At 61.4% G+C, this 11572-nt stretch carries 9 protein-coding genes and 2 pseudogenes; 4 read left to right on the top strand and 7 right to left on the bottom strand.

Translation table 11 applies throughout. The features are described 5' to 3' along the window. Positions 1-288 (bottom strand): annotated as a pseudogene (locus BIS11_RS03490) (OmpW family outer membrane protein); the annotation flags it as partial. 553 nt (positions 289-841) lie between these two features. On the opposite strand from BIS11_RS03490, the gene BIS11_RS03495 reads away from it, so the two are divergent. Together BIS11_RS03495 and BIS11_RS03500 are read left to right on the top strand one after the other, a co-directional pair. Then, a complete protein-coding gene (locus tag BIS11_RS03495; protein WP_253420586.1) occupies positions 842-1687 on the top strand; it encodes a MoxR family ATPase in 846 nt (281 codons plus the stop codon). Between the two features lie 3 nt (positions 1688-1690). After that, the gene (locus tag BIS11_RS03500; RefSeq protein WP_253420589.1) at positions 1691-2869 is read left to right on the top strand and encodes a VWA domain-containing protein; all 1179 of its coding nucleotides are present in this window, start codon (positions 1691-1693) and stop codon (positions 2867-2869) included. Between the two features lies 1 nt (position 2870). Here BIS11_RS03500 and BIS11_RS03505 read toward each other — a convergent pair whose 3' ends face one another. From BIS11_RS03505 to BIS11_RS03520, 4 genes are all read right to left on the bottom strand, one after another. After that, positions 2871-3419 (bottom strand): hypothetical protein, encoded by a 549-nt coding sequence (locus BIS11_RS03505; RefSeq protein WP_253420592.1) that lies wholly within the window; start codon positions 3417-3419, stop codon positions 2871-2873. Positions 3420-3629: 210 nt separating this feature from the next. Beyond that, positions 3630-5564 carry a tripartite tricarboxylate transporter permease gene (locus tag BIS11_RS03510; protein ID WP_253420595.1) on the bottom strand — a complete coding sequence of 645 codons (1935 nt, stop codon included), beginning with the start codon at positions 5562-5564 and terminating at the stop codon, positions 3630-3632. Positions 5565-5642: 78 nt separating this feature from the next. Continuing rightward, positions 5643-6776, bottom strand: a complete 1134-nt coding sequence (locus BIS11_RS03515) for a tricarboxylate transporter (protein WP_253420598.1) — start codon at positions 6774-6776, stop codon at positions 5643-5645. A 49-nt stretch (positions 6777-6825) separates the two neighbouring features. Beyond that, on the bottom strand, positions 6826-7950 hold the full coding sequence (locus BIS11_RS03520; RefSeq protein WP_253420601.1) for a 4-oxalomesaconate tautomerase: 1125 nt from the start codon (positions 7948-7950) through the stop codon (positions 6826-6828). 148 nt (positions 7951-8098) lie between these two features. On the opposite strand from BIS11_RS03520, the gene BIS11_RS03525 reads away from it, so the two are divergent. Then, the gene (locus tag BIS11_RS03525; RefSeq protein WP_253420604.1) at positions 8099-9004 is read left to right on the top strand and encodes a LysR family transcriptional regulator; all 906 of its coding nucleotides are present in this window, start codon (positions 8099-8101) and stop codon (positions 9002-9004) included. Positions 9005-9300: 296 nt separating this feature from the next. Next, positions 9301-9741, top strand: a complete 441-nt coding sequence (locus BIS11_RS03530; protein WP_253420607.1) for a RidA family protein — start codon at positions 9301-9303, stop codon at positions 9739-9741. A gap of 14 nt (positions 9742-9755) precedes the next feature. Here BIS11_RS03530 and BIS11_RS03535 read toward each other — a convergent pair whose 3' ends face one another. Together BIS11_RS03535 and BIS11_RS03540 are read right to left on the bottom strand one after the other, a co-directional pair. Then, positions 9756-11210, bottom strand: a complete 1455-nt coding sequence (locus tag BIS11_RS03535) for a cobyric acid synthase (protein ID WP_253585739.1) — start codon at positions 11208-11210, stop codon at positions 9756-9758. 97 nt (positions 11211-11307) lie between these two features. After that, positions 11308-11572: pseudogene (locus BIS11_RS03540) on the bottom strand (peptidase S8); the annotation flags it as partial.

Here is an 11572-nt window from a genome sequence, read left to right on the forward strand (position 1 = left end):
GATGTCACCGGCGGAAGCGGTATTGATCCGATGATCGAACTTCTCGGAGCTGTTCAGCTCGATGCCCACCTTGTCGGTGAACAGGTAACCGGCACCGAAAGTGAAGCCGCTTTCGTTCTGCACGTTGAGAGAGTCACCGGCGACATTGCCATTGCCGGAGCCGGTATCGGTCTTGGAGTAGCCACCGCGAACGAAGGTATCGCCCGCCTGGAAAGCCAGGGCCGCTTGGCTGGCCATCAAGACGCTTGCGGAAATCACGGCGGCAGACAGGAATTTCACTTTTTTCATGGGGGTCATCCTATTCGATTTGCCAGGGATTGATGCCGGTGCATCCGACGTTCTTGTACAATATATACCAATCGAACACTGTTTCCAAATTTTCGATGGAACTTCTTTATAATATTTGCGTCTGGTCGACTCTTTTTTATGCACAAAAAAAAGGTCCCCCGAAGGGGACCCAGGTGGAGCACGCCAGCTCACTCGGTGTGTCGCCGAACCTTCCGGCGACCTGGCAGCGAAGGAAGAGTCACTCAAGATCCACTCTATTCGTCTGCCGCTTGCCCAGTATATTGCGATCAACGTGCCATGTTTCAAAAAAAACAATTAAAACAATTAGATATGAAATAAAAATGAAATCGACCCTATCGCCAGGAAAGCTTTCACTCTCCTCGTGCACCAGCGCCGCGCAGAAAAATGCCGTGGTGCATCATCAGGTTGCACTCACCTTCTGACGTCTTCGGCGTGAATCGCTGGCCGCGCTCGTCGCGCCCTGCTTTCGCCTTGCCAGCGGCCGGCGTGGCTACGCATACTAGCCATCACATCACGAGACAGAGGGAGCTTCATGGCGTTCGACTCCACCCCATCCTACATCGCGACCGAGGCCCTCAAGCAGGCGGTGAATGCCGCCGTGACGCTCGAGCGCCCGCTACTCATCAAGGGCGAGCCGGGCACCGGCAAGACGCTGCTGGCCGAGGAGCTGGCGCGCTCGCTCGACACCGAACTGATCACCTGGCACGTCAAGTCCAGTACCAAGGCCGCCCAGGGGCTCTACGAGTACGATGCGGTGAGTCGCCTGCGCGACTCCCAGCTCGGCGTCGAGGGCGTCGAGAACGTCGCCAACTACATTCGCCCCGGCAAGCTCTGGCAGGCATTTCGTGCCGACAAGCGCGTGGTGCTCTTGATCGACGAGATCGACAAGGCGGACATCGAGTTCCCCAACGACCTGCTCCAGGAGCTGGATCGCATGGAGTTCCACGTCTACGAGACCGGCGAGACCGTGCGCGCCGAGCAGCGCCCGATCATCGTCATCACCTCCAACAACGAGAAGGAGCTGCCGGACGCCTTTCTGCGCCGCTGTTTCTTCCACTACATCGACTTTCCCGACCGCGAGACGCTCAAGGCCATCGTCGACGTGCATTTCCCCGGCATCGCCCCCAGGCTGGTCGGTGAAGCGCTCAACGTCTTCTTCGAGCTGCGCGAGGCGCCGGGGCTCAAGAAGAAGCCCTCGACCTCGGAACTCGTCGACTGGCTGAAGCTCTTGATGAGCGACGAGCTCTCGCGCGATGCGCTCTACCACCGCGATCCGGCCAAGGCGCTGCCGCCCCTGGCCGGTGCGCTGGTCAAGAACGAGCAGGACACCCACCTGCTCGAGCGCCTCGCCTTCATGATGCGCCGCGCAGGCCGCTGAGCCATGTTCATCGGTCTGTTCGAGACGCTCAGACGCGCCGGCGTCCCGGTCTCGCTGCGCGAGCTTCTGGATCTGCACGCGCTGGTCGAGCGCGGCGTGGTGTTCGCCGACATGGAGAGCTTCTACCACCTCGCGCGCACGGTGATGGTCAAGGACGAGCGCTACTTCGACCGCTTCGACCGCGCCTTCGCCGCCTGGTCCGAGGGGCTCGAGAGCCTTGAGGGTGCCATCGAGGCGCTGATTCCCGACGATTGGCTGCGCCGCGAGTTCGTGAACCAGTTAAGCGAAGAGGAGAAGGCCAAAATCGATTCGCTGGGCGGACTGGAGGCGCTGATCGAGACCTTCAAGCAGCGCCTCGCGGAGCAGAAGGAACGCCACGCCGGCGGCAGCAAGTGGATCGGCACCGGCGGCACCAGCCCCTTCGGCGCCTACGGCTACAACCCCGAGGGCATGCGTATCGGCCAGGAGGGCTCGCGCCATCGCCGCGCCGTGAAGGTGTGGGACGAGCGGCGCTTTCGCGACTACGACGACAGCCTTGAGCTTGGCACGCGCAACCTGAAGATGGCGCTGCGCCGGCTTCGTAAGTTCGCCCGCCAGGGCGCGCGCTCGGAGTTCGACGTCGACGCCACCATTCGCGAGACCGCCCGTGATGCGGGGCTATTGAACGTGCAGATGCGCCCGGAGCGCCACAACGCCGTCAAGGTGCTGCTGTTTCTCGACGTGGGCGGCTCGATGGACGATCACGTGCGTCTGTGCGAGGAGCTCTTCTCGGCGGCGCGCTCGGAGTTCAAGCACCTGGACTACGTCTACTTCCACAACTGCCTGTACGAGAGCGTCTGGAAGAGCAACCGCCGCCGCCAGAGCGACCGCCTGCCCACCGAGGAGCTGCTGCGCACCTACGGGCCGGACTACCAGGTGATCGTCGTGGGTGATGCGGCGATGTCACCTTACGAGATCACCCACCCCGGCGGTAGCGTCGAGCACGTAAACGAGGAGTCCGGCGGGGTGTGGCTCGAGCGACTGACCCGGCGCTTTCCCAAGCTCGTGTGGCTGAACCCGACGCCCGCGAACACCTGGCACTACACCTACTCTACCGGGCTCGTTCGCGAGATCGTCGGCGAGCGCATGTACCCGCTGAGCGTCGAAGGGCTCGAGCGCGCCATGCGCGAACTCGCCCGATGAGTCAGAGCGTTTCGGGAAGCGTGTTCAGGCCATCGAGAAACGCCTGCTTGGCGCTTTCGAACGCCTTGGGGTCGTGCTTGAAGCGGCGCAGAATGCGTGCAGGGTCGAAAGAGAGCGTCGGGGTGAGCGCTTCGGGGTGCCGGGCGTTTACGCCGATGCGCTGCCCCTCTTCGCCGTCGAACCAGCACTGGATGCCGCACTCCTGGTAGAAGGCTTCTTCGCTGGGCGTTGCCGCCGTGACGCGCAGCGGCACGTTCAGCACGAGCTCGCGCACCAGGCGCGCCCTGGCACCCTCAGCCAGCTCGCAGGTCAGGCGCAGCGTCATGCCCTCGCCCTTCTCGTCGAGCACGAGAAGGGCCAGCGCCAGCGGCTCACCCTGGACGCCGACGCCGGCCACCAGGCGTGCGCTCTCGTTAGCGAACAGCACGTTCAGGGTACCGGTGAACTCCACCAGCGGGGTGAGCCCGGCCTGCTGGCCATACACCTCGGCACACAGCCTGGCCAGGCACGCACGGCGCGCATCGGCCTGCTTGATTTGAACAACCTTCATCGCGTTCTCTCGTGACTTTTGAATCCGCCCGGCCGGGCGGTCGTTAAAGCTCGCCAGCCTAGAGCATTAGACCGCCAGGCGCCAGCGCCCGGCGTAAGGCCCCTCTCTACGCCTCAAGAACGCAAAAAGCCAACTCAATGGCTTTTTGCGTTCGTCATGGCTGGTGGCGATCATCGAGGCAGGATGCGCTCTACGAGACAAGTAAGAGCGCTAGAGCCCTGCCAGCATGCCTGCGGGATAGGTCAAGGTCAGCAAGTTCGCCATACCGACTAGAAACAGAGTGACACCGGCGGCTAGGCCCACCGCTGCCACGGGCTGAATACGCGCGACCAACAGCAGAAAGCAAAGGCAGAACAACGCCGCGGTCACCAGAAAGCCAAAGATCATCACGCAGCCGACCAAAGCGAAGAAACCGACGATCCACAATAGTTGCTGGTGAGAAGGTTGCAACTGCCAAGCCTTGGGCTTGATAGCGGTCCTTACGATTTCGCACACGCAGGCGGCTACGATGATAGCGATCGCAAGCCGGGGCATGATGCCGCCAAGCAGGGAAAGATCGTCAAACGCCCACCACATGTACCCGGCACCGATCAGAAGACTTGCCAGTAGCAGCATGTCGATCATCCCGAGTGCCAGCGGCGCCGTTTCCTCTGGTGTCAGCGAGGATACGGCAGTGCGACGTTTTCTCAGGTAGACGCGCAGCGGCGGAATAACCAGGGATGCTGCAATGAGAGCACCAATGATCAATACGCCAGGCCTCCAGAACGCGTCCGTACCTTGAAACTGGGCGGCTTGATAGAAATAGGCTTCCGCCCCCGGTGCAAGCACGAAGCCGATCAGAAAGGCAGGGCGTGACCAGTTCGCCTGCTTGAACAGCACCCCGAGGGCACCGATGATACCCAAGGCGAACAGATCTCCCAGCGATCGGGTCGCCTGATAGGCCGCGAACAGAATCAGGGTGATGATCAACGGCGCCAGAATCACGAAGGGCACGCGAGTCAGGCTCGCCACGGGTCGAGCAAGTCCGAGACACAGCGCGGCACCCAGAATGTTGGCAAGTGCCAGGGACCAGATGATGGTGTAGGTCAGATCGAGATTCGTCTCGAGCATGCTGACTCCCGGCTGAAGCCCAAGCAGCAAAAGGCCGCCGAGAAACACCGCCGCTGTTCCCGAGCCCGGAATACCGAACAGCAACGTGGGTACCATCGCCCCACAGGCACAAGCGTTATTGGCGGACTCCGGGGCGATCACGCCCCGAATGTCCCCCTTGCCGAACCGAGACTTGTCCTTGGCGCTTTGTACCGCGTGGCCGTAGGTCAGCCAGTCCACCACGGATCCCGCCAGACCTGGAATTGTCCCCATCAGGCTACCGATACCCGCACAGCGCGCGACCAGCCGCGGACGTCTGGCTACATCTGTCATGCCCTCCTTCCAACCCTTGCCCAGTTGACAGGGCTGCTCGGCGATCGCGCCGCGTTTGACGAGTAGATCGATGATTTCGGGAAGCGCGAAGATGCCCAGGCCCACTACCACCAGCGGCAGTCCATCGTAGAGGTAATCGATTTCAAAGGGCAGCCTGAACTCGCCGGTGGCCGGTGCCATGCCAATGGTGCCGACCAACAACCCGACTCCACAGGCGGCCACGCCTTTGAAAACGTCCTTGCCGGACAGGACCGCCACCATGGAAAGCCCCAACAGGGTCAGCATGAAAAGCTCAGAGGAGGAGAAGGAAAGCACCACGGGACGCGCAATTAGAATGAAGGCGGTCAGCACCATCGCTCCGATGAGCCCGCCGATCATGGAGGAAAGGAAGGCACTGGAGAGCGCCCGGGCCGCCTGACCTTTCTTGGCCAGAGCAAAGCCATCCACCACGGTGGCCTGTGAGGCGCTCGAACCGGGAATACCCAACAAGACCGAGGCGAAAGTGTCACCGGTGGGAATCACTGCGACCAGGCCCATCAACATGCCCAAGGCAATGGACGGCTCCATGCCGTAGAGAAAAGGCAGTAGAAGCGACATGCCGGCGATGCCGCCAAGTCCTGGAATGATGCCAACGATGAGCCCGATGAGCACACCGATGACCATGTACAGCATATGAGGCACCGTGAACAGCTGCCCCAAGCTTGAAAAGAGAACGTCTACCATTGTCGTGGCTCTCGAATTATCAAGTGGTGAACGGTCGCAAGACACCGAAGCGGTGCCTTGCGGGTATCGACCGACGTTTTAAAGGCGAGCACCGTGCTGCTCTTGCAGCCAGGTCACCAACCACTCCCGGGTCGACTCCTCGAGAGACATGGCATCTTGAAGATGCTGTTCGACCACCTCGCCCACCACCGGTGTGTAGGGCCCTAGCTGAGCCATGGACGCCTCCTTGAATGCTTCGGTTTCCACGAATCGATGCGCCGCATCGCGATACTCGCGAATCAGTGCTTCGGGCGCCTCCTTGGGCAACAGAATCAGTTTCTGCAGGGTGAAGCCGGAGGCGAAGAACTTGCGATACGCCTCAGCGGCAGGCCCACTGGGCGCTTCGCCATGGCGCGCCTCGTACACTTCATTGAAAGTTGGAAGCTCGGGAAAGGCGGGATCACGCTGGATGTCACCGTTATCGTCGAGCACGCCAAGCGAGAACAGCGGCACGGCCTTGCCACTGTCGACCAAGGGCTGGACACTACTGAAATAAGCGGACGTGGTCTGAAAGTCGATGTCCGCTTCACCGCGCTCGAACGCCAGCCGTCCCTCTCCCCGACTGCGCATGCCGGACACGGCCTGTACGTCGGCGCCCAAGAGATCCAGTGCCAGCAGTACCGGAAGTTCGAGTCCGGTATGGCTTTGAACGGCAAACTTTACGCGCTGGTCCTCGAGCACATCGAAAATCGCCTCGGCATCGTCACCCAGTGAAGGCTGGGCGTAGACCACCCCTCCAGTGGGGGTGGCGAGGATCGGCGTCCAGTCGTCGTAGTCGTAGCGTACCCGGCGATCCTGGAGCATGGCCGGGTACTGGGTAGAGGCGGAAGTACCGATCCACTGGCTGCCGTCTGCGGCAGCACGCATGGCAAACAGGTTGCTTCCATTGATCGAGCCACCGCCGGGTACGTTGTCGATCACAAGCGTCGGATTGCCCGGGATGTTATCGCTCATCCAGGTGGTGAAAAAACGGGCCCATACGTCGGTGCCGCCTCCCACGCCGAAGGGAATGGTCCAGTGAATGGTCTCGGGAACGTTCGCCTCGCTGGCCTGGGCGTTCGCGCCGAGAACGCCTAGCGTCGAGCAGACCACGACGAGCAGTGCCTTGCTCCAGGTAGTGCTCAGCATGGAGAACCGCGGGCCGTGAGGGTATCGAGAGTCGAGGGTGATCATGGCGTTACTCCTGTTTTCATTATTGTCGATGGGGGTTTTATCGAAGGGTCTAGTCGCTGGTTTCGAGAACGGGCTGGTCCTGCCTGTTCGCAGGAGTAGCGTAGAAGATCTGCCCGCTCATGATCTTGCGAGCCGTTCGAACCACCGAGATACGCGCCAGATCGAAGGCGTTCTGCTCTCGATATTGCGCTGTCAGCTCGATGGACCCGGAAGGATGTTTCAAGGTGATATTGGATAACAGCGTAGAAGCGGTAAATTTATCCGACGCGGTGGCCATCTGATGGGCCACGGACTCGGGGACGTTGATCGCCGCCGCCACCGCCATCGCCCCGGTCACGGCGATGGACTTGTGGCACCGGTGGGGCACGAAATAGCGCACGTCAAGGGTATGCGCGGCCTCCTGAGCGTCGGACACCAGCACGATCTTTGGCAGCACGCTCTCACTTACGTCCCCGAGCCCCATGCGCTGGCCCGCTTCGAGGCGCAAGCTTTCCAGGCGTTCGAGCAAGGCGGTGTTCGCGTCGAGCTCCGCCGGCGTTTCATGCCCGCTCAAGCCTACTGACGACGCCCGAAGCAGCATGACCGGGGTGGCCGCGTCGATACAGCTCACTTCGATATCGGCGATGGTTTCCCGGGCGTGCCCTGTGGGCAGAAGCTGTCCTGTCTTGCTGCCCATGATGTCGAGGAAACTGAGCTGGATACCCGCGGCACTTCCGGGAACGCCGCTGATGGTGACGTTACCTTCGTACTCGACCTGTTTGGACGGTGTCGGGACCTGGCACTCGATGAGGCGCTGGGTATTGAGGTTGTGTACCCTCACCACAGTCATCCCGTCGCAAGGTTCGACCAATCCGGACTCGATGGCGTAAGGACCCACGGCGGAAAGCATGTTGCCGCAGTTGGGGTTGAAATCGACGCGCTTGTTGACCACATCGACTTGGGCAAAGAGATAGTCCACATCCGCCTCGGGATGGGTCGAGCGCTCGACGATAGCCACTTTGCTCGTGAGCGGATCGCCCCCGCCGATGCCGTCGATCTGCAGGGCATGCCCTGAACCCATTAGGCTGAGCAGTATCTCGGCTCGCTGCTCGGGCTCATCAGGCAAATCCTTCATTCGAATGAAAGGGCCTCGCGACGTGCCGCCCCGCATGATGACGCATGGAATACTGTTCATGGCGCTCCGCCGTGGATTCTAAATGGTCGTGAAACGGAGCATGTCAGCCAGTTTTTAATGTCTCAAATGCAAATATGAGTTGCTATAAATCCACTTTTTGCATTAATGTGTTTTGCTTATCAAACTTCCTCTTTTACGCAACAATCCCATGCTCCATAGACTCGAATTTCTCGATCTGCAGGCGTTCATTCTCGTGGCCGAGCTGGGCACCTTCCACGAGGCAGCTCAACGTCTTCATCTGTCCCAGCCCGCTTTGACTCGACGTATTCAGAAACTTGAAGAAACCCTTGAAGTTGAACTACTTGAGAGAACTACCCGGCGGACACGATTGACACCAATCGGCGTCGACTTTCTACCTCGAGCCAGAAGGATGCTCGAAGAATACGAGTCCTCTATCCTCGGCATCCGGGAGTTAGTTACCCACCAGAAGGGTACCGTGACAATCGCCTGCCTGCCCACAGCGGCCTTCTACTTTTTGCCTAGTGTCATTCGCGTCTTCAGCGAGGCTTGGCCCGGCATTCGCATTCGAATTCTGGATGTTAGTGCTAACGAAGGGCTCGAGAGAGTCATCAACGGCGAGGCAGATTTCGGCATCAACATGATAAGTGCCCAAAGCTCCGAGGTCAGGTTTACGCCGCTACTGCGCGACCCTTTCGTACTGGCCCTGCGTTCTGATCATCCGCTCGCCAGCAAGAAGCGCATCGAATGGAGTGATCTCGAGGATGTACGGCTGATCACGGTCAGCCGCGACAGTGGTAATCGAACAATATTGGACAATGCTCTCTCCTCCGAGGGAATCCACCTCAACAGCTTCTACGAGGTCCAGCACCTCTCCACATCGCTGGGGCTGGTCGAATCAGGACTGGGGGTGGCGATTTTGCCGCGCATGACCATGCCCGGTAACGATCACGACACGCTCTGTTTTCGAAAACTTCCCGAACCGCACATCCAACGCTCCATCGGCTTGGTACGCAGTAATTCCCACAGTCTTTCAAGTACCGCTCAACTATTCATCGATCTGCTTCTGGAGCATTGGGGTAGCGATTCTCAGTAACTCAATGCAATCAGGCCAGTAGAGCATGTGTATTTCAGAATGAACTTGCGAGCGTCAAGCAAGCCCTTGAACAGCATCGCCCTACTGTCCGGTGATTTAATATTACAAAGCTGTTTGCCGCATATCGGGCGCACGCTCATGCGCAAAAAGCACGCCCTGAGCACTGAAATACATCAGCAGCAGGGGCAACCACATGTCTTGGTTATTCCTTGATTAACCAAACGCGACTTGATTCTTGCAGGTGCTTTCTGTAACGCCTAGGGTGAAAAGTTCTCACCGGCCGACAAGGAGTGCCCATGCCCCAGTTCATCAACGACCCGACGCTGCCCAAGCCGGATTTCCCCGGCAGCCACATGGTGGTCGACGACCACTACGTGTTCATCTCCGGGCTGACCGTCTCCGATATCGCCGACGACATGTCCCCCTCACTGGATACCGGCGAGCAGACCCGCCGCGTGATGCGCGAGCTCGAGCGGATGCTTCGCCAGGAGGAACTCGCCTGGCGCGACGTGGTGCGTGTCGATATTCATCTGTGTGATCTTGGCGATATCCACACGCTCGACGGCGTCTACGCCGAGTTCTTCGAGCCGGGCCGCTACCCCGCGCGTACCTGCACCGAATCGCCCAAGCTGAGCGGCGCCAGTCGCGTGGAGATCACGCTGATGGCAAGCCGAGCAGGCCAGGCGAGGACGCCGCCAGGCACGCCGCGCAGCGACGAGGATACCGGCCCGGAGTAGCCTCCCTTCGCACGTCAGGAGGCGCTAGCCAGCAAGGCGATGATCCGCTCGATATCCAGATGCGCTTCGAGGGTATCCGCCAGGCGCTCGAGTTCACGCTCGCGATGGGCGACATAGTCCATGGGCTCGGGCGCCGCCAGCCCCAGGCGCGCCAGCAACGACGCGCAAGCCTCGGGATGATCGAACAGGCCGTGCAGGTAGGTGCCCAACACCTGGCCGTCACTGCTCACTGCGCCATCGAAGCGATCGCCCAGATCGAACAGCGGCCTTTCGAGCGCTGCGCCTTCGCTCACCCCGTTGTGAATCTCGTAGCCCGTGACCCGCGCGCCCTCCCCCGCAAGCGTCCCGGTCACGTTGCACAGCTGCTTGCCGGGCATCATGCGCGTGGTCAGGGGCAAGAGCCCAAGCCCCGCCACGCGGCCCGCCGGGCCTTCGAGCCCATCCATGTCCTCCACCCACTCACCGAGCATCTGAAAACCGCCGCAGATCCCCAGCACCCTGCCGCCATAGCGCAGATGGCGCTTGATCTGGTTTGGCCAACCCTGGCGTACGAGCCAGGCCAGGTCGCTCACGGTGCTCTTGCTGCCGGGCAAGATGATGACGTCCGCCGGCGGGATCGGCTCGCCCTCGGGGACGAAGGTCAGCGCCACCTGCGGGTGCAGCCGCAGGGCGTCGAAATCCGTGTGATTGCTGATGCGCGGCAGGCGCGGCACGACGACGTTCAGGGTTCGCGGGTGCTTCTCGGCCTGGGTGGCCGCGACCGCGTCCTCCGCATCGAGCAGGTGCCCGGCAAGAAACGGCAGTGTCCCGAACACCGGCTTGCCTGTGCGCGCCTCGAGCCATTCGAGCCCCGGGGTGAGCAGATCGATATCGCCGCGAAAGCGGTTGACGATGAAGCCTTGCGTGCGGGCGCGCTCGCTGACGCTCAGGAGCTCGAGCGTACCGACGAGCTGGGCGAACACCCCGCCGCGGTCGATGTCACCCACCAGCAGCACCGGGCAGTCGACGGCCTCGGCGAAGCCCATGTTGGCGATATCGTTCTGGCGCAGGTTGATCTCCGCGGGGCTTCCCGCTCCCTCCGCGATGATCACGTCAAAGCGGCGCTCTAGAGCGTGCCAGGCGGCCATGACACTATCGAAGGCGGTGCGCTTGAAATCGTGGTAATCGATCGCGTCCATATGGCCGTGCACCCGCCCGCGCAGGATCACCTGGGCGCCGCGCTCGCTTTCGGGCTTGAGCAGTACCGGGTTCATGTCGCTGTGCGGGGCAACGCCCGCCGCCTGGGCCTGAAGCGCCGTGGAGCGGCCGATCTCGCCGCCGTCCTCGGTCACGGCGCTGTTGAGCGCCATGTTCTGCGGCTTGAAGGGAGCGACGCGAATGCCCCGGCGCTTGAGCACGCGGCAAAGCCCGGCGACCACCGTGCTCTTGCCCGCATCCGACGTCGTGCCTTGAATCATCAGCGTGGTCATTCGCCCCTTCTCTTCATGCCTCGAGGAAAGGGCGAACTCTAACGGGCGGCGGCAGGCTCTGCAACGCGCACCTGCCGTCGGGCTTGGAAGGGAACGATCAGAAAGAGTAGGCGTAGTTCACCATGGCCGCGGTATCGCTCGGGGCGCTGGCGTCGTGGCCGGGCTCCAGGGCGTGAAGCAGGTTGAGCTGCCACTGGCTGCGCTCGCCGGTCTTGAAGGCGTAGCCGAGCTCGATGTCGATCTCGCGACCGGAGGGCGCAAGCGAGGCGCTGCGGCTTTCGCGCACCACCGTGCCGTCGAGCTGGCGGCCGACCGGCACGTCGAAGTTCGCCTCGGCGCCTTCGATGCGCAGCGGCTGGCGC

Source organism: Halomonas sp. 707D4, from assembly GCF_024158685.1.
Taxonomy (GTDB): Bacteria; Pseudomonadota; Gammaproteobacteria; order Pseudomonadales; family Halomonadaceae; genus Vreelandella.